Annotated in this window: 15 protein-coding genes; 14 read left to right on the forward strand and 1 reads right to left on the reverse strand. The window is 71.3% G+C overall.

The features are described from left to right. Positions 1-77: 77 nt before the first annotated feature. The 9 genes from SACTE_RS23505 to SACTE_RS23545 all read left to right on the forward strand — a co-directional run bounded on the left by SACTE_RS23505 (position 78) and on the right by SACTE_RS23545 (position 13,882). On the forward strand, positions 78-1,757 hold the full coding sequence (locus SACTE_RS23505) for an ABC transporter substrate-binding protein (RefSeq protein ID WP_014048515.1): 1,680 nt from the start codon (positions 78-80) through the stop codon (positions 1,755-1,757). A gap of 19 nt (positions 1,758-1,776) precedes the next feature. Continuing rightward, positions 1,777-2,865, forward strand: a complete 1,089-nt coding sequence (locus SACTE_RS23510) for an ABC transporter ATP-binding protein (protein ID WP_014048516.1) — start codon at positions 1,777-1,779, stop codon at positions 2,863-2,865. Beyond that, positions 2,862-3,842, forward strand: a complete 981-nt coding sequence (locus tag SACTE_RS23515) for an ABC transporter permease (protein ID WP_014048517.1) — start codon at positions 2,862-2,864, stop codon at positions 3,840-3,842. Before SACTE_RS23510 ends, SACTE_RS23515 begins: the two co-directional genes overlap by 4 nt. Before the next feature lie 5 nt (positions 3,843-3,847). Then, complete coding sequence (locus SACTE_RS23520; RefSeq protein ID WP_014048518.1) at positions 3,848-4,891, forward strand: ABC transporter permease; 1,044 nt, start codon at positions 3,848-3,850, stop codon at positions 4,889-4,891. Further along, positions 4,888-5,883, forward strand: a complete 996-nt coding sequence (locus SACTE_RS23525; RefSeq protein ID WP_014048519.1) for an ABC transporter ATP-binding protein — start codon at positions 4,888-4,890, stop codon at positions 5,881-5,883. Before SACTE_RS23520 ends, SACTE_RS23525 begins: the two co-directional genes overlap by 4 nt. 50 nt (positions 5,884-5,933) lie before the next feature. Further along, positions 5,934-7,346, forward strand: a complete 1,413-nt coding sequence (locus tag SACTE_RS23530; protein WP_014048520.1) for a GH1 family beta-glucosidase — start codon at positions 5,934-5,936, stop codon at positions 7,344-7,346. A 22-nt stretch (positions 7,347-7,368) separates the two neighbouring features. After that, positions 7,369-9,249 carry a discoidin domain-containing protein gene (locus tag SACTE_RS23535; RefSeq protein ID WP_014048521.1) on the forward strand — a complete coding sequence of 627 codons (1,881 nt, stop codon included), beginning with the start codon at positions 7,369-7,371 and terminating at the stop codon, positions 9,247-9,249. A 97-nt stretch (positions 9,250-9,346) separates the two neighbouring features. Continuing rightward, a complete protein-coding gene (locus SACTE_RS23540; protein ID WP_014048522.1) occupies positions 9,347-12,433 on the forward strand; it encodes a glycoside hydrolase family 3 N-terminal domain-containing protein in 3,087 nt (1,028 codons plus the stop codon). A 60-nt stretch (positions 12,434-12,493) separates the two neighbouring features. Beyond that, complete coding sequence (locus tag SACTE_RS23545; protein ID WP_014048523.1) at positions 12,494-13,882, forward strand: hypothetical protein; 1,389 nt, start codon at positions 12,494-12,496, stop codon at positions 13,880-13,882. A gap of 34 nt (positions 13,883-13,916) precedes the next feature. On the opposite strand, the gene SACTE_RS23550 is transcribed toward SACTE_RS23545, so the two are convergent. Next, a complete protein-coding gene (locus SACTE_RS23550; protein WP_014048524.1) occupies positions 13,917-14,495 on the reverse strand; it encodes an MSMEG_1061 family FMN-dependent PPOX-type flavoprotein in 579 nt (192 codons plus the stop codon). A 196-nt stretch (positions 14,496-14,691) separates the two neighbouring features. On the opposite strand from SACTE_RS23550, the gene SACTE_RS23555 reads away from it, so the two are divergent. From SACTE_RS23555 to SACTE_RS23575, 5 genes are all read left to right on the forward strand, one after another. Further along, entirely contained in the window at positions 14,692-15,765 is a 1,074-nt protein-coding gene (locus SACTE_RS23555; RefSeq protein ID WP_019992300.1) for an iron chelate uptake ABC transporter family permease subunit, read from the forward strand. Next, positions 15,762-16,835 (forward strand): iron chelate uptake ABC transporter family permease subunit, encoded by a 1,074-nt coding sequence (locus SACTE_RS23560; RefSeq protein ID WP_014048526.1) that lies wholly within the window; start codon positions 15,762-15,764, stop codon positions 16,833-16,835. The genes SACTE_RS23555 and SACTE_RS23560 overlap by 4 nt, the downstream gene beginning before the upstream one ends. Before the next feature lies 1 nt (position 16,836). Further along, complete coding sequence (locus SACTE_RS23565; protein ID WP_014048527.1) at positions 16,837-17,688, forward strand: ABC transporter ATP-binding protein; 852 nt, start codon at positions 16,837-16,839, stop codon at positions 17,686-17,688. Positions 17,689-17,746: 58 nt separating this feature from the next. Then, on the forward strand, positions 17,747-18,784 hold the full coding sequence (locus SACTE_RS23570) for an iron-siderophore ABC transporter substrate-binding protein (protein ID WP_026358925.1): 1,038 nt from the start codon (positions 17,747-17,749) through the stop codon (positions 18,782-18,784). A gap of 75 nt (positions 18,785-18,859) precedes the next feature. Beyond that, positions 18,860-19,444 (forward strand): TetR/AcrR family transcriptional regulator, encoded by a 585-nt coding sequence (locus SACTE_RS23575; RefSeq protein ID WP_014048529.1) that lies wholly within the window; start codon positions 18,860-18,862, stop codon positions 19,442-19,444. Positions 19,445-19,446 lie beyond the last annotated feature (2 nt).

Genomic DNA, 19,446 nt, shown 5'->3' on the forward strand with positions numbered 1-19,446 from the left:
CAGCTCCGCGCCCTTCCCGGCCCCGCGGATTCCACGCTCCGCAGCCCTTTCCAGCCCGCAGTCCTTCTGGAGTCGCCATGTCCGTACGCCGTCGCCACACCCTGAGAGCGCTCTCAGTCGCCACCGCGGTGGTCGCCCTCGCCGCCGGTTGCTCGTCCGCCAACTCCGGCGCCAACAAGTCGGGCGGCGCCGGTGCCTCCGGCGTACTGACCCTCGGCAAGCCGGACGGACCGCAGACGAACAACAGCAACCCGTTCCTGGCGACCTCGGCGAGCGCCACCCTCGGCTACCGCGTCATGATCTACGAGCCGCTGGTGATGACCAACCAGATCCGCCCCACCGACAAGGGCGACCCGTGGCTGGCCACCGACTGGGCGTGGGAGGACAACTTCCGCAAGGTCACCTTCACGCTCGACGAGCGGGCCAAGTGGGCCGACGGCAAGCCGCTGACCGCCGCCGACGTCGCGTACACCTTCGAACTGCTCAAGAAGCACCCGGCGCTCAACGGCAACGGCATCCCCTACGACGGGATCGCCGTCGACGGCAAGAAGGTCGTCCTGACCTTCAAGGAATCGCAGTTCGTCAACCAGAACAAGATCATCACGACCTACGTCGTGCCCAAGCACATCTGGGAGAAGGTGGAGAACCCGGAGACCTGGCCCAACCGGAACCCGGTCGGCTCCGGCCCGTACAAGCTGAAGACCTTCACCCCGCAGACCACCACCCTGACCGCCACGCCCTCCTACTGGAAGGGCGAGACCAAGGTCAAGGAGCTGCGCTACACCGCCTACAACGACAACAGCGCGGCGACCACGGCCCTGGCCAACGGCAAGGTCGAGTGGTCCTTCGTCTTCATGCCGGACTACAAGCAGCTGTACGTCGCCAAGGACCCCGAGAACCACAAGCTCTGGTTCCCCTCCGGCCTCGGCATCCACGGCCTGTGGTTCAACACCGCCCGCAAGCCGTTCGACAACCCGGCCCTGCGCAAGGCGATGGCCATGGTCGTCGACCGCAACGCCATCCACGTCCAGGCGGAGGCGACCCTCTACCCGGAGATCACCAACCCGACCGGGATCCCGCTGCCCGCCGGTGAGCCCTTCCTCGCCCCCGAGTACAAGAGCGCGAGCACCAAGCCCGACGTGGCCGGTGCCAAGAAGATCCTCGCGGACGCCGGGTTCACGCTCAGCGGCGGCGTGCTGAAGGACCCGGGCGGCAAGCCCGTGACGCTGACCTTCACCGACCCGGCCGGCTGGAACGACTACATCACCGGGCTGTCCATCATCAAGGACAACATCAAGCAGTTGGGCATCGAGGCCAAGGTCAAGACGCAGACCGCGGAGGCCTGGGGCAACGACGTCGCCACCGGCAACTTCGACGCCACCCTGCACTGGACCAACAGCGGCGCCACGCCCTACGACATGTACCAGAACATCATGGACGGGGCGATCCTCCAGCCCATCGGCAAGAGCTCCCAGCTCGGCAACTTCGGCCGCTTCAAGAACCCCGAGGCCACCGCCGCGCTCAAGGAGTACGCCAACGCCTCGGACGACGCCACCCGCACCAAGGCCATGAACGTCCTCCAGAAGATCATGGTCGAGCAGGCGCCGCTCATCCCGACGGCCGCCGCCCCCATCGGCGCCGAGTACTCCACCAAGAACTGGGTGGGCTGGCCGACCGAGGAAGACCCCTACGCAGCCCCGCAGCACACCCAGCCCGACGCGCTGGAGATCGTGCTGAACCTGAAGCCCGCCAAGTAAGTACGGGGAAGAACCGGCCATGACCACCGAACAGAAGCCGGACGCGCGCACCGAGACCGACGTGGTGCTCGAAGCGCGCGCCGTCACCAAGCACTTCCCCGTACGGCGCACCGGGCAGGACCTGCTCGCCCGGCGCCGCCGTACCGTCCACGCCGTGGACGACGTCTCGCTGGAGTTGCGGCGCGGCACCGTCACGGCCCTGGTGGGGGAGTCCGGCTCGGGCAAATCCACCGTCGCACGGCTGCTGGCCCAGCTCTACCCGCTCACCGCGGGCGAGATCCGGCTGGGCGGCACGGCGGTGAAGGCCGGGCGTGGCCGGTCCTTCCGTACGTACGTCAAGCAGGTCCAGCTGATCTTCCAGGACCCCTTCGCCTCGCTCAACCCCGTGCACACCGTGCGCTACCACCTGACCCGTGCCCTGAAGATCCACGGCCGGGCGGGCAGCGGGGAGGCGGACCTGGAGAAGAACCTGGCGGCCCTGCTGGAACGCGTCCAGCTGACCCCTCCTCATCAGTACCTGGACAAGTTCCCGCACGAGCTGTCCGGAGGGCAGCGCCAGCGCGTCGCGATCGCGCGCGCGCTCGGCGCCGACCCGCAGGTCCTGCTCGCCGACGAACCGGTCTCGATGCTCGACGTGTCGATCCGCCTCGGCGTCCTGAACCTGCTGCGCGACCTCAAGGAACGCCTGCGGCTCGCGATCCTCTACATCACCCACGACATCGCCTCCGCCCGCTACTTCGCCGACACCACCCTGGTGATGTACGCCGGCCGGATCGTCGAGGGCGGTGACAGCGAGAGCGTCACCCAGCACCCCGCGCACCCCTACACCCAGCTCCTGATCGCCTCCGCGCCGGACCCGGACCGGGTGGCCGACGAGGCGGCCCAGGAGGAGAGCGGGAGCGGCGAGCCGCCCTCCCTGATCGCCCCGCCGGCCGGGTGCCGCTTCCACCCCCGCTGCCCGAAGGCCATGGAGCGCTGCCGCACCGAACTGCCGCCGCGCTTCGAGCTGTCCGGCGGCCAGTGGGCGGCCTGCTGGCTCTACGACACGTCCGAGGCCGAGGCCGAGGCCGGGACCGAGGACGCGACCGCGAAGGAGGCGGCGAAGTGAAGTACATCCTCCAGCGCATCGCCTTCTACGCCGTCACCGCGTGGGCCGCGATCACCATCAACTTCCTGATCCCCCGCCTGATGCCGGGCGACCCCGTCGAGGCCCTGATGAGCCGCTACCAGGGGCAGCTCGACACCACCGCGATCGCCTCCCTGAAGGCGCTGTTCGGGCTGGACGAGAAGCAGTCGCTCTGGTCGCAGTACACCGACTACTGGTCGCACCTGCTCGACGGCGACCTCGGGCTGTCCTTCACCTTCTTCCCGACCCCGGTCGGCGAGGTGATCTCCCAGGCGCTCCCCTGGACGCTGGCCCTCGTCGGCATCACCACGCTCATCAGCTTCCTGCTCGGCACCGGTATCGGCGTCTACAGCGGCTGGCGGCGCGGCTCCTGGCTGGACGGACTGCTGCCCGTCACCACCTTCATCTCCTCGGTGCCCTACTTCTGGCTGGGCCTCATCGCCATCGCGGTGTTCGCGGTGAAGTGGCCGCTCTTCCCCTTCGAGGGCGGATACGACAGCTCCCTGGTCCCCGCCTTCGACTGGCCGTTCATCTCCAGCGCCCTCTACCACGGGGTGCTGCCCGGGGTGACGATCGTGCTGAGCGCCGTCGCCGGCTGGATCCTCGGCATGCGCAACATGATGGTGACCGTCTCCTCCGAGGACTACGTCATGGTGGCGCAGGCCAAGGGGCTCTCCGAGCGGCGGGTGATGTTCGCCTACGCCGCGCGCAACGCGATCCTGCCCAACATCTCCGCCTTCGCCCTCTCCCTCGGCTTCATCGTCAGCGGCACCCTGCTGGTCGAGATGGTCTTCAACTATCCCGGCATCGGCTTCCAGCTCCTCCAGGCCGTCGGGGCGAAGGACTACCCCCTGATGCAGGGCGTCTTCCTGATCATCACGCTCTCGGTGCTCGCCGCGAACCTGCTCGCGGACATGGCCTATGCCCTCCTCGACCCCCGCACCCGCAAGGAGGCATGACAGGTATGTCCGTCGCCGCCACCGACACCACCGTCCTCGACGACGTCCCCGCGCCCGCCACGGCCGGCCGGGCCAGGTTCCGCTTCCTGCGGGGCGGGAAGACCCGTACCGGGCTGCTGATCCTCGCGTTCTTCGCCCTCATCGCCGTCATCGGGCCCTGGATCGCCCCGTACGACCCGGACGCGATGAGCGACCAGCTGCTCCAGCCGCCCTCCGCCGACCACTGGTTCGGCACCACCCACACCGGTCAGGACGTGCTCTCCCAGATCCTGGTCGGCACCCGGGGCGTGCTCCTGGTCGGCTTCATCGCCGGGTTCCTGGCCACCGTGCTGTCCGTACTCATCGGGGTCACCGCCGGATTCCTCGGCGGGGCAGCCGACGAGATCCTCTCGATGTTCTCCAACGTCTTCCTGGTCATCCCCGGACTGCCGCTGATCATCATCATCGCGAGCTTCGTCGAGGACACCACGGACCTGCTGATCGCGTCCGTCATCGCGCTCACCTCCTGGGCCTGGGGATCGCGTGTGCTGCGTGCCCAGACCCTCTCGCTGCGGCGCCGCGACTACGTAGAGGCGGCCCGGGCCACCGGCGAGTCCACCTGGCGGATCATCATCTTCGAGGTGATGCCCAACCTCACCGCCGTCATCGCGTCCGGCTTCGTGGGCACCGTCATCTTCGCGATCCTCTCGGAGATCACCCTCGCCTTCATCGGCGTCGCCGACATCTCCCACTGGAACTGGGGCACCGTGCTCTTCTGGGCCCAGTCCAACCAGGCCCTGGCCCAGGGCGCCTGGTGGTGGTTCGTCCCCGCCGGCCTGTGCATCGCCCTGCTGGGCACCGCCCTCTCACTGATCAACTTCGGCATCGACGAGTTCGTGAACCCGCGACTGCGCACCGCGGCCGGGTCCTCCAAGAACGTCACGATGCGGGTCGGCTTCACCCCGGTGGCGCGCACCACCGCCCCCGTCGTACCACCGGCCCCCGCGCCGCAGGCGGCCCCCGGGCAGTCCGGTGACGCCCGTGAGACCAGCAAGGAGCACAGCGCATGACCGCCGAGCCGATCCTCACCATCAGCGGCCTGAACGTCGACTACGGCACCGGCGAGAGGGGCGTCCGCGCGCTCCGGGACATCGACCTCACCCTCCACCGCGGGGAGGTCCTCGGCCTCGCGGGCGAGTCGGGCTCCGGCAAGTCCACGCTGGCCTACGCCGTCACCCGGCTGCTCTCCCCGCCCGGCGTGATCACCGGCGGTGACGTCCACTACCACCGGCCGGGCGGGGACACCGTCGACATCCTGGCCCTGGCCCCGGACGAGCTGCGCGCCTTCCGCTGGCAGGAGCTGTCGATCGTGTTCCAGGGGGCGATGAACTCACTCAACCCGGTGCACACCGTCCACAGCCAGCTCACCGACGTCCTCGTGGCCCACCGCCCGCAGATGCGGGCGGCCGAGCGGACGGCACGGGCCGAGGAACTGCTCGCGCTGGTCGGCATATCCGCCGACCGGCTGGCCGCCTACCCGCACCAGCTCTCCGGCGGTATGCGCCAGCGCGTGATGATCGCGATGGCGCTCGCGCTGGAACCCGAGATCGTCATCATGGACGAGCCCACCACCGCGCTCGACGTGGTGATGCAGCGACAGATCCTGCGCAAGCTGGTCGAGCTGCGGGAACAGCTCTCCTTCTCCGTCGTGTTCATCACCCACGACATCTCGCTGCTGATCGAGTTCTCCGACCGCATCGCGATCATGTACGGCGGCCGGATCGTCGAGCAGGCGGGCGCCGCGGACATCTACCGCGACCCCCGGCACCCCTACAGCGACGGCCTGCTGCACTCCTTCCCCGCACTGCACGGCCCGCGCCGCGAGCTCACCGGTATCCCCGGCTCGCCCCCGCACCTGTCGGCGATGCCCACCGGCTGCGCCTTCCACCCACGCTGCGGCAAGGCCTTCGAGCCGTGCGCAGGCCAGGTCCCCGTGCTCACCCGGCCCGAGGACGGCCAGGAGCGCGAGGTCGCCTGCTGGCTGCACACCCCGCCCGCCTGAGCCGGCCCCCCGCGCGCACTTCCCCACCACACCCGGAGTTACGGAGAACCATGAACCTCGTCACGCCCCGCAGCAGCCTGCAGCCCGTCGCCGTCCAGGGACTTCCCGCCGGTTTCCGCTGGGGCGTCGCCACCTCCTCGTACCAGATCGAGGGCGCGGCCGGGGAGGACGGCCGGACCCCGTCCATCTGGGACACCTTCTGCCGGGTCCCGGGCGCCGTGCACAACGGGGAGCACGGCGACGTGGCCTGCGACCACTACCACCGGATGCCCCAGGACGTGGAGCTGATCGCGGGCCTCGGCGTCGACACCTACCGCTTCTCGCTGGCCTGGCCGCGCATCCAGCCGGGCGGCCGCGGCCCCGCCAACGCCAAGGGCCTGGACTTCTACAAGCGGCTGGTCGACGAGCTCCAGGACAAGGGCGTCACGCCCTGGATCACCCTGTACCACTGGGACCTGCCCCAGGAGCTGGAGGACGCCGGCGGCTGGCCGGCCCGGGACACCGCGTACCGCTTCGCCGACTACGCCATGCTCGCCTACGAGGCGTTGGGCGACCGGGTCGAGCACTGGACGACGCTGAACGAACCGTGGTGCTCGGCGATGCTCGGTTACGCCTACGGGGCGCACGCCCCGGGCCGCACCGACATGCGCGACGCGATGGGCGCCGTCCACCACCTGCTCCTGGGGCACGGCCTCGCCGCCCGACGGATGCGCGAGGCCGCGGGCGACAACCCGCTGGAGCTCGGGATCACCCTCAATCTCGGCACCGCCACCCCCGAGACCGACAGCGAGGCCGACCGCGAGGCGTGCCGCCGGGCCGACGGCATGGGCACCCGCCTCTACCTCGACCCGATCGTCCACGGCCGCTACCCCGAGGACATCGTCCGCGACCTCGCGGACCAGGGCATCGAACTGCCGGTCCAGGACGGCGACCTGGAGACCGTAGCCACCCCCCTCGACGTCCTCGGCGTCAACTTCTACCGCGGCGCCCTGTTCTCCGGCGTCACCGAGGACGGCTCGCCGACCGACACCGACGGCCTGCCCGTCGTCCGCGGGGTGGAGCGCGACCTGCCCCGCACCGCCATGGACTGGGAGATCACTCCCGGCGAACTCACCGACCTGCTCGTACGGCTCCAGCGCGACTACGCGCTGCCGACCGTCATCACCGAGAACGGGGCGGCCTTCGACGACACCGTCGCCGCCGACGGATCCGTCCCCGACAGCGACCGCACCGCCTATCTCGCCGACCACATCGCAGCCGTGTCCGAGGCCCGCGCGCAGGGCGCCGACGTCCGGGGCTACTTCGCCTGGTCGCTGATGGACAACTTCGAGTGGGCCTACGGCTACGACAAGCGGTTCGGCATCGTCCGCGTCGACTACGACACGCAGGAGCGGACGCTCAAGGACAGCGCCAAGTGGTACCGCGACACGATCCACCTCACCCGGAACGTCCACCAGGACTGAGACACGTCAGGAGCACCCCCACATGCCCTCCCGTACGACGTTGATCGCCACCACCGCGGCCCTGGTCGCCCTCGCCGCCCCCATGGCCTTCGCGGCTCCCGCCCCCGCCCCCGACCCCGCCGTCGAGGCCGCCGCCGCGGCCTGGGACACCGACCGCGCGGCGTCCGCCTACGCGGCGAACCCCGCCGCCGTCACCGCGTCCGGCAGCGAGAACCCCGCCTCCGGACCGGGCGCCGCCACCGACGGCGACGCCACCACCCGCTGGTCCAGCGACTTCGCCGACAACGCCTGGATACGCGTCGACCTCGGCTCCACCATCCGGATCAACCAGGTGAAGCTGGAGTGGGAGGCCGCCTACGGCAAGAAGTACGTCCTGGAAGTCTCCAAGGACGGCACCAACTGGACCCCCTTCTACACGGAGGACGCGGGCACCGGCGGCACCGTCACCGCCCACACCTACCCGCAGGAGGTCACCGGCCGCTACGTGCGGATGCGCGGCGTCGAACGCGCCACGGCCTGGGGCTACTCCCTCTTCTCCTTCCAGGTCTACGGGGGCGAGCCGGCCCCCGCCTCGACCACCCGCAGCAACCTCGCCCTCAACCACCCCGCCTACGGCGACCTCTACCAGCACGCCGGCAACTCGCCCGCATTCGTCACCGACGGCGGCTGGCCCGCCGACCTGAAGGCGGACCGCTCCCGCTGGTCCTCCGACTGGAACGCGGACCGCTGGGTCGGCGTCGACCTCGGCGCGACCTCCACCATCAACAGCGTCGACCTCTACTGGGAGGCGGCCTACGCCGTCGACTACGAGATCCAGGTGTCCGACGACAACCGGACCTGGCGGACCGTCCACCGCCCCTCCGCCGCCGAGGTCGCCGCCAGACGCGCCGACGTCAAGGCCCCGGCCGAGGCCGTCGGACGCCACGACACCATCAACCTGCCCACCCCGGCCACCGGCCGCTACGTCCGGATGCTGGGCAAGGAGCGCCGTTCCTTCTACAACCCGGCACCCTCCACCGCCCAGTTCGGCTACTCGCTCTACGAGTTCCAGGTGTGGGGCACCGGCGGCAGCGCGGACGCCGCCTACCCCGCCCTGCCCAAGAACCCCGGCGGCGCCTACCGCACCACCTTCTTCGACGACTTCACCGGCTCCGGCCTGGACCGCTCCAAGTGGCGCGTGGTGCGCACCGGTACGGAGATGGGCCCGGTCAACGGGGAGTCCCAGGCCTACGTCGACTCGCCGGACAACATCCGTACCGAGAACGGCGCCCTGGTCCTGGAGTCCAAGTACTGCAAGGGCTGCACCCCCACGCCCAACGGCACCTTCGACTTCACCTCGGGCCGCGTCGACACCAACACCAAGTTCGACTTCACCTACGGCAAGGTGAGCGCCCGTATGAAGCTCCCGGTCGGCGACGGTTTCTGGCCGGCGTTCTGGCTGCTGGGCAGCGACGTCGACGACCCGGCGGTCTCCTGGCCCGGCTCCGGCGAGACGGACATCATGGAGAACATCGGCTACGGCGACTGGACCAGCTCCGGCCTGCACGGACCCGGCTACTCCGCAGACGGCAACATCGGCGCCTCCCAGACCTACCCGAACGGCGGCCGGGCCGACGAGTGGCACACCTACGGCGTCGAATGGACCCCCGAAGGCATGACCTTCACCGTCGACGACCGCGTCGTGCAGCAGACCTCCCGCCAGAAGCTGGAGTCCACCCGCGGCAAGTGGGTCTTCGACCACAACCAGTACGTGATCCTCAACCTGGCCCTCGGCGGCGCCTACCCGGGCGGATACAACCAGGTCACCCAGCCCTACTGGGGCCTTCCGCAGTCCAGCGTCGACCGCATCGCACAGGGCGGCATCAAGGCGGAGATCGACTGGGTACGGGTCGAGCAGAAGTAACGCGCGCGTCCTTCCGCCCGGCCCCGCTCCACACGGACGGGGCCGGGCGGTCCGTCCACCGTCCTCACGGACCCGTGCACCACTCAGGAGAGCCGCCATGCCCCGTATCCCGTACACCCGCGCCCGCCACCGGGCGAGACCGGTCACCGCCGCGCTCGCCGCCGCGGCGGTCCTCGGTTCCCTGCTCGCCGGCGCCGTCCCCAGCGCGGCGGCCGACGGCGACGACCCCGCCCCCGTCCTCGTCGACCGCTTCGAGGGCGAGGTCCCGTTCGGCGGCCCGCCCGCCGACTCCCTGTTCACCTGGGGCGGCGACGCCGACGACCACCCGACCCTGGCCTTCGAGGAACGCGCCGACGCCCCCGAGGGCGACAAGGTCCTCGCGGGCACCTACGACATCAGCGGATACGGCGGATACAGCCACGAGTTCGCCGTCGGCGAGCCGCCCGCCGACTGGACCGCCCACCAGGGCATCCGCTTCTGGTGGTACGGACAGAACACCGCGCCGCTGCCCCCGGGTTCCGGCAAGCGCGTCCACTTCGAGATCAAGGACGGCGGCGCGCACGGCGGCGCCTCCGAGCTGTGGACCACCTCCTTCACCGACGACTGGGAGGGGTGGCACCAGGTCGAGATCCCCTTCGCCGACTTCGTCTACCGCGCGGACTACCAGCCCGTCGGCGGCATCGACCAGGTCCTCGGGCTCGACGAGATGTGGGGCTACGCCCTCACCCTGCCCACCGGCGCCCCCGGCTCCTTCGCCATGGACGCCGTGGAGCTCTACGGCAAGGCCGACCCGGCCCTGAAGGCGAGCGTCGTCGTCGGCTCCGCCGTCCACCCGGTCAAGGACGGCGGCACCGCGGACATCGGGATCTCCGTCGCCACCACCGGATCGGGACCGCTGGAGGAGCCCGTCACCGTTGCCTACACCACCCGGGGCGGCACCGCCGAGCCGGGCACGGACTACACACCGGTCAGCGGCACACACACCTTCCCCGCGGGCACCGCCTCCGGCACCACGCACACCGTCTCCGTCGCCACCGCCGAGGCCGAGGCCCCGGGCGCGGCGAAGACGATCCCGCTGGAACTCACCGTCACCGGGGCGAAGCCGCCCAAGGAGAACCCGCAGGTCGTCATCGACGCCCACGGGCTGCCGTACCAGGACGCGAAGCTGCCGGTGGAGAAGCGGGTCAAGGACCTGCTGGCGCGGATGTCGCCCGCCGAGAAGGCCGGCCAGATGACCCAGGCCGAGCGCAACGCCCTGTCGTCGCAGGGCGACATCGCCGCCTACGACCTCGGCTCGCTGCTCTCCGGCGGCGGGTCCGTGCCCACCCCGAACACGCCCGAGGCCTGGGCGAAGATGATCGACGGCTACCAGCTGCGGGCGCAGGCCACCCGTTTCCAGATCCCGCTGATCTACGGCGTGGACGCGGTGCACGGCCACAACAACGTCGTCGGCTCGACGATCATGCCGCACAACATCGGCATCGGCGCCGGCCGTGACCCGAAGCTCGCCGAGAGGACGGGCGCCGTCACCGCGAACGAGGTCCGCGCCACCGGCGTCCCGTGGGACTTCGCCCCCTGCGTCTGCGTCACCCGCGACGAACGCTGGGGCCGCTCCTACGAGGCGTACGGCGAGGACCCCGCCCTGGTCGAGGCGATGGAGACCGTCATCACCGGCATGCAGGGCCACGCCTCCGGCAGGGACCTGGCCCGCGACGACAAGGTGCTGGCCACCGCCAAGCACTACGTCGGCGACGGCGGCACCGAGTTCGGCTCCTCCACCACCGGGTCGTACACCATCGACCAAGGCGTCACCAAGGTCACCCGGCAGGAGCTGGAGGCCGTCCACCTGGCGCCGTTCGCCGAGTCCGTGAAGCGGGGCGTCGGCACCGTCATGCCGTCCTACTCGTCGCTGGACGTCATCGGCGACGGCGTCGGACCGGTGAAGATGCACGCGCACGCCGAGATGATCAACGGCGTGCTCAAGGACCGGATGGGCTTCGAAGGCTTCGTCGTCAGCGACTGGCAGGCCATCGACCAGATCCCCGGCGACTACGCGAGCGACGTGCGCACCTCGGTCAACGCCGGGCTCGACATGATCATGGTCCCGACCGCCTACCAGCAGTTCACCAGGACACTCCAGGACGAGGTCGCCGCCGGCCGGATCGGCCAGGCCCGGATCGACGACGCGGTCTCCCGGATCCTGACCCAGAAGTTCCGCCTCGGCCTCTTCGAGAAGCCGTACGCGGACCCCGCCCACCTCGACGAGGTCGGCTCTCCGGCGCACCGCGCGGTCGCCCGTGAGGCCGCCGCCAAGTCCCAGGTCCTGCTGAAGAACGACGGCGCACTGCTCCCGCTGAAGACCTCGCAGAAGGTGTACGTCGCCGGGTCGAACGCCGACGACCTCGGCAATCAGGCCGGCGGCTGGACCATCAGCTGGCAGGGCGCCTCCGGTGCCACCACCCAAGGCACCACGATCCTGGAGGGCATCAGGAAGACCGGTGCGAAGCCCACGTACTCGAAGGACGCCTCCGCCCCCACCGACGGCTACGACGTCGGCGTGGTCGTCGTCGGCGAGACGCCCTACGCCGAGGGCATCGGTGACGTCGGCAACGGCCACGACCTGGAGCTCGGCGACGCCGACCAGAAGGCCGTCGACACGGTCTGCGCCGCCATGAGGTGCGCGGTCCTGATCGTCTCCGGACGCCCCCAGCTCATCGGCGACCGGCTCGGTGACATCGACGCGCTGGTCGCCTCCTGGCTGCCCGGTACCGAGGGCGACGGCGTCGCCGACGTCCTCTACGGCAAGCGGGCCTTCACCGGCCAGCTCCCGGTGACGTGGCCGAAGTCCGAGTCGCAGCTGCCGATCAACGTCGGCGACAGCGCGTACGACCCGCAGTTCCCCTACGGCTGGGGACTGACCACCCTGAAGAAGGCGCCCGGTGGCGGCGAACTCACCCTCGCCGCCCTCGCCGTCGCCGCGCAGGTCGCCCAGAAGGCGGGGCTCGGCAGCACTCCGGCGGGCAAGGCGATCGTGGACCAGGCCCGGCTCATGGTCCAGCAGAAGACCGGCGGGAAGCTGACCGCGAAGGTGTCCAAGCCGTTCGCCGAGGCCGACCACCTGCTGCTCACCGGTGACCTCACCGGAGCCGTCGCCGAGCTGCGCACCGCCTACCGAGCGGCGTAGCAGGCCGGACGGACCCGGGCGGGTGACGCGTTCGTCACCCGCCCGGGTTACGTTTGATATATGCGGAAGAGGCTGCTCGTCCCCCTGTGGGCTGGTTTGCTGCTGATACTTTCGGCGGCCGTGCTGGCGATGTCCCCCGCCGCCCCGGCCGCCGCCCCCGCCACCCTCGACGACGCGGCCCGCGCCCTGCGCCAGGGCCCCGTGTACGTGGACCCGGCAGCAGCGGACCAGCTCTCCCCCTCCCAGGAAAAGGCGCTCGAGAAGAAGATCGAGGACGCCGACAAGCCGGTCTTCGTGGCCGTGCTGCCCCAGTCGTCCGCCTACCCACCGGACGACCTCCTCCAGAACCTGCGGACCGACACCGGAATCACCGGCGTCTACGCCGTCCGCCTCGGGGACGGGTTCGACGCCGGGGCCGACCCGCAGGTGATGCCGGTACGGGCGGTCGCCAACCTCACCACCGCCGTCAAGGCACCCGGCACGGACACCGACGCCGCCGCCCAGCTCGATGCCTTCGTCGACCGCGCCGTCGAACAGGCCCGGGGCAGCGCCCCCGCCTCCTGGTCCGGCGGGACGAACGACGGCGGTGCGCGCGGCGCCGCCCCGGTGGCCGGGCTCATCGTCCTCGGCGGGGTCGCCGTCGTCGGCGGCGCCGCCGCGTACACGGTCGTCCGCCGCAACCGCAAACGCCAGGAAGAGGAGGAGCGGACCTCCCTCGACAAGCTCCGGATCGTCGTGGACGAGGACATCACCTCCTACGGCGAGACCCTGGACCGCCTGGACTTCCACCCGGCGGAGGCGGGCGCCGACGACGCGATGCGCGCCGACTACGAGCGCGCGCTCGACTCCTACGAGGACGCCAAGTCCCGCATGGCCGCCGCCCGCCGTCCCTCCGACGTCCGGGGCGTGACCCAGGCCCTGGAGGACGGCCGTTACTCGCTCGCCGTCCTGGACGCCCGGCGCAACCACCGCGAGCTCCCCGCCCGCCGGCCGCCCTGCTTCTTCGACCCCCGGCACGGCCCGTCGGTCGCCGACGTGGTGTGGAGGCCGTCCGGCGGCACCGCCCGGGAGGTCCCCGTCTGCGGTGCGGACGAGGTCCGGCTCCGCGAGGGCGAGGACCCGATGAGCCGTACGGTCGACGTGGGCGACGGCTCCCGACGCCCGTACTGGGAGGCCGGACCGGCGTACGGACCCTGGGCCGGCGGCTACTTCGGCGGCGGACTGCTGCCCGGCCTGCTGGTCGGCACGATGCTCGGCTCGATGCTCTCGACCCCCGCCTACGCGGCCGAGTACGGCGGCGGTGACTTCGGCGCCGGCATGGGCGGCGGTGACTGGGGCGGAGGCGACTTCTCCGGCTCCGACTTCGACTCCTCCGGCTTCGGGGGGAGCGGATTCGGCGACGGCGGCGGATTCGGAGGCGGCGGCGGATTCGACGGCGGCGGGTTCTGAGCCGGCCGCCCGTCCGCGCCCGCGCGGTGCCCGGTCAGGCCGGGGCCGCGCCCTCCCAGGTGTCCGGGGCCCACAGCCCCGAGCGTTTGATCGACGCGGGGCAGTGCAGATAGATCTCGTCTGTCTCCACGACGAGCGCGAGAGCGGGACGCCGCCCCTTCACCGCCATCGCGTCGAAGAAGGGGGCGTCGGTGAGGATGCGGGCGCGGCCGTTGATCCGCAGGACCGTCATCGCGCCCGGTATGAGGTACAGCAGCCCCACGTGCGGGTTGGACAGGATGTTGTGGAAGCTGTCGCCCCGCCGGTTGCCCGGCAGGTCCGGCAGTGCCAGGGTGCGGGAGTCGAGGACCCGGGTGAAGCCCGGTTCCCCGCCGCGCGGCGAGGTGTCGCAGTTGCCGTCGGCGTCCGAGGTGGCCACGGCGCAGAACGGAGCGCGGGCCAGCAGGTCGATGTCGGCCTCCGTGAGCTCGGCATGGACCTTGTCGATGACCAGGGGCCACGGGTCACCCAGGATCTCACGCAGTTCGTCGGCCGACTGCAGGGGCACGGCTCCGGCCAACGGGTCCCCGGCGGGGGTGGAGGCGGAGGCGGCCGCGGGCGCGGCGTTCGACAAGAGTTTCTCCGTACCTTGTGGGGGGCTCGGCGGCGGAGCACCGGCCTGGCGCTGTTAGGCTCACCTTACTTATGCTCCCGTATGCTCCCCGTCCCGGGGTGCCGTTCCGGCGGCCGGGGCCCGGGTGAGCCCGGAGCGACGAACAAGGGTGAGGGACAGTGCGCAACCGTATGCCGTCCGCCGCGGTGACCGGGCCGTGAGCGGCCCGGTCCTCCAGGGCGCGAAGGAACAGCAGGAGGCGGTCCGCACACCGCGGCGACGCCGCACGCACAGCCGCCCCGTCCTCGCCCTGGGACTCCTCCTCGGCCTGGCCGTACTCCTGCTGACCGTCCTGGCGAGCCTCGCCGTCGGCGCGGGCGACGTCTCCTTCCAGGACGTGCTGCACGGGGTCTTCGACCCGGACCGTTCGGTCAAGGGCCAGCTCATCGTCCAGGAGGTGCGCATCCCGCGCACCGTGGCCGGACTGCTGGCCGGTGCCGCGCTCGGCCTGGCGGGCACGGTCATGCAGGGCGTGGCCCGCAACCCGCTCGCCGACCCGCAGCTCCTCGGCATCAACGCCGGTGCCTCGGTCGCCGTCGTGTGCTCGATCAGCTTCCTCGGCTTCACCGTCGCCACCCAGTACATCTGGTTCGGCTTCCTCGGCGCCCTGCTCGCCGCGCTCCTGGTGTACGGCGTCGGCTCGCTCGGCAGGGAAGGGGCTACCCCGGTGAAGCTGGCCCTGGCCGGGGCCGCGACGAGCGCCGTACTCACCTCGGTGACCAGCGCCGTCCTGCTCCAGGACCGCGAGGGCTACGACCGGTTCCGCTTCTGGCAGCTCGGCGCGCTGACCGCCCGCGACTCCGAGGTGCTGTGGCAGGTGGCGCCGTTCATCGCCGTCGGCGTGGTGCTCGCACTGGTGCTGGGGCCGCAGCTCAACACCCTGTCCCTCGGCGACGACCTGGCGCGCGGCCTCGGCCAGCGCGTCGGGATCGCCCGGCTGGTGTCCGCGCTCGTCGTGGTGCTGCTGTGCGGGGCGGCGACGGTGGTCGCGGGCCCGATCGGCTTCGTCGGCCTCGCCGTCCCGCACGCCGCCCGGCTCCTCACCGGGCCCGACTACCGCTGGGTGCTGCCGTACAGCATGGTGCTCGCCCCGATCATGCTCCTCGTCGCCGACATCATCGGCCGGGTCATCGCCCCGCCCGGCGAGGTGCAGGTGGGCGTGATCACGGCCGCGATCGGCTGCGTCCCCTTCATCTGGCTCGTCCGGCGCAGGAAGCAGGTGGAACTTTGACCGGGACACGACTCGAGGACGCGGCCGACGCCCGCCTCGCCGACGCGGTCCGCACCGTCTCCGCGGTGCGCGGCCGGGGGCTGAGGCGCTCCGTGCTCGTGGGAGCCGCCCTGGTGGTGTGCGTGGTGGCGGTCTTCGCCCTCTCGCTCTGCGTCGGCGACATGGTGATGCCGCTGGGCAAGGTCGTCGACACCCTCCTGGGAGGCGGCGACGGCGGCTCGCAGTTCGTCGTCCTGGAACTCCGGCTGCCCCGTGCCCTGCTCGCCATCCTCGTCGGCATCGGCTTCGGGCTCTCCGGAGCCGTCTTCCAGTCGCTGCTGCGCAACCCGCTGGCAGCCCCCGACATCATCGGCATCAGCGCCGGGGCGAGCGCGGTGGCCGTCACCGCCGCCCTGCTCTTCCAGGTCAGCGGCCTCGCCCTGTCCGCCAGCGCCCTGATCGGCTCGCTGGCCTCCGGCGCCGCCATCTACCTGCTCGCCTGGCGCCAAGGCATCGCCGGCCAGCGCCTCGTCCTGATCGGCATCGGCGTCGGTACCGGTCTGACCAGCGTCGTCTGGTACGTCATGGCCCGCTCGGACACCACGGACGCGCAGGAGGCCTTCCGCTGGCTGACGGGCAGCCTCAACGGCCGCTCCTGGAACCAGCTGTGGCCCCTGCTGATCGCCCTCGCCGTCCTCCTGCCCGCCACCGCCCTCGCCGCCCGCACACTGGGCCCCCTCCAGCTCGGCGACGACACGGCGGCCGGGCTCGGCGCCCGCGTCGAACCCGGGCGGCTGGCGCTCCTGGGCTGCGCGGTCGCCCTCGCGGGCGTCGCCACCGCGGCGGCCGGGCCCGTCGGGTTCGTGGCCTTCGTGTCCGCGCCGATCGCCCGCCGCCTGGTACCGGGCCGGGGCGCTGCCCTGGTGCACTCCGCGCTGACCGGGGCGCTGCTCGTCCTGGTCGCCGACTTCGCCGCCCAGCACCTGCTGCCCTCGGTCCAGCTTCCGGTGGGCGTGGTCACCAGCATCATCGGCGCCCCCTACCTGCTGCTCCTCCTGGCCCGCGCCAACCGCGTGGGCGCCGGAGGCTGACATGGCGACCCCTGACGACGACAAGGAAAGGCGTGGCCCGGTCGTGGCTGAGCACACCCTCCAAGCCCAAGACGTCCGGCTCGGCTACGGCGACCGGGAGATCGTCACCGGCCTGGACGTGAGCATCCCGCCCGGACAGGTGACCGTCATCGTGGGCCCCAACGCCTGCGGGAAGTCCACCCTGCTGCGGGCGATGGCCCGGCTGCTCCCGCCCACCGGGGGCAGCGTGCTGCTGGACGGCCGGAGCATCCAGGAGATGCCGACGAAGGAGGTCGCCGCCGTCCTCGGCATCCTCCCGCAGAGCCCCTCCGCACCCGAGGGCATCACCGTCTCCGACCTGGTCGGCCGCGGCCGGTACCCGCACCAGGGCTGGTTCCGGCGGTGGACCGCCGAGGACGACGAGGCGGTCGCGCGGGCACTGCTGTCCACCGACGTCCTCGAACTGGCCGACCGCCCGGTGGACGAGCTGTCGGGCGGCCAGCGCCAGCGGGTGTGGATCGCCATGGCGCTGTCGCAGCGCACGGACATACTCCTGCTGGACGAGCCGACGACGTTCCTGGACGTCAGCCACCAGCTGGACGTCCTCGACCTGCTCACCGACCTCAACCGGGAGCGCGGCGTCACCATGGTCGCCGTCCTGCACGACCTGAATCTGGCCTGCCGGTACGCCGACCACATGATCGCCATGAAGGGCGGCCGGATCGTCGCCGAGGGCCGGCCCCGCGACATCGTGACCGAGGAACTGGTCGGCGAGGTGTTCGGGATGCGGTGCACCGTCCTGGACGACCCGGCGTCGGCGACACCGATGGTGGTCCCCCTCGGCCGCCACCACGTCAAGGGCGCGGCCGCCTGAGGCGGGGGAGGGGGCCCCGGCGGCATCGTCCTCTTTAGGTGAGGCTAACCTAATGGGTATGAACGATTCCGTCTCCCGCACCCCCCGCGCCCGGCGCCCCCGCCGCACCCCCGTACTCATGGCGGGTGCCGTCGCGGCCCTGCTCGTGGGACTGTCCGCGTGCGGCTCCTCGGACGACTCCGACAGCTCCGCGTCCGCCTCCTCCTCGGGCGGCGCCGCCGACGGCGCCTTCCCCGCGAAGGTCGCGACGAAGTTCGGCGAGGTCACCGTCGACAAGGCCCCCAAGCGCATCGTCGCGCTCGGCTGGGGCGACGCGGAGACGGTCCTCGCGCTCGGCGGACAGCCGGTCGGCGCGAGCGACTGGCTGGCGTTCGGCGGCGAGGGCGTCGGCCCCTGGGCCAAGGGCAAGTACGACAAGACCCCGCAGATCATCGGCACGATGGAGCCCGAGTACGAGAAGATCGCGGCCCTCCAGCCGGACCTGATCCTCGACACCAAGTCCAGCGGCGACAAGACGCGGTACGACACCCTGAGCAAGATCGCCCCGACCGTGGGCGTGCCCAAGGGCGGCGACCAGTACATGATCTCCTGGGAGAAGCAGACCGAGATGATCTCGGCCGCCCTGGGCGTCAAGGACAAGGGCGACAAGCTGATCGCGGACACCGAGGCGAAGTTCGAGGCCGCCGCGAAGGCGCACCCCGAGTTCAAGGGCAGCACGATCGCGCTGGGCTCGCGCACCTCCGAGGGCTACGGCGCCTACGTCTCCGGCACCGGGCGCATGGACTTCGTCGAGCGTCTCGGCTTCAAGAACAGCCCGGCCATCCAGGCCAAGGCCGGCAAGGGCTTCTCCGTCTCCATATCCAAGGAGAACCTGGACCTCCTCGACGCCGACCTGACGGTGATGTCGCCCATCGGCATCCCGGCCACCGACATCAGCAACGACCCGCTGTACAAGGCGGTCCCGTCCGTGAAGGCCGGCCACTCCCTCGTCTTCGACGACGAGGGCCTCAGCCAGGCGTTCGCCACCGACTCGGTGCTGTCGACGGTGTACGCGCTGGACAAGGTGGTCCCGCTCTTCGCGGAGAAGATGAAGTAGGCACACCGGACACCGGTCGAGAAGGGCGGCACGTACAGTGCCGCCCTTCTTCGTACCCATGCTGTACCTACTAGTATGTACAGCATGGGTACGAGCACTGCGGAACGCCTCATCGAAAGCACCCGGGAGCTGCTGTGGGAGCGCGGTTACGCCGCCACCAGCCCCAAGGCCATCCAGCAGCGGGCCGGAGCCGGCCAGGGCAGCATGTACCACCACTTCGCGGGCAAGCCCGATCTCGCGCTGGCCGCGATCACCCGGACCGCCGAGGAGATGCGCGCCAAGGCCGAGGCGCAGTTCTCCACCCCCGGCACCGCCGTCGAACGGATCACCGCCTACCTGCTCCGTGAGCGGGAGGTCCTCAAGGGCTGCCCGATCGGCGGCCTCACCCAGGACCCCGACCTGATGGCCGACCCGGTCCTGCGGGCCCCCGTCGAGGAGACCCTCGCCTGGCTGCGCGGACGCCTCGCCGAGGTCGTCGCCGAGGGGTGCCGGGACGGCGGACTGGACGCCGCACTCGACCCGCAGACCACCGCCGCGACCATCGTCGCGGTCCTCCAGGGCGGCTACGTCCTGGCCCGCGCCGCCGACTCCGTCGACCCGTTCGACCAGGCGGTCGCCGGGGCGCTGGGGCTGCTGGCCGGACGCACCACGTCGGCCTGACC

The organism is Streptomyces sp. SirexAA-E (assembly GCF_000177195.2).
Lineage (GTDB): Bacteria > Actinomycetota > Actinomycetes > Streptomycetales > Streptomycetaceae > Streptomyces > Streptomyces flavovirens.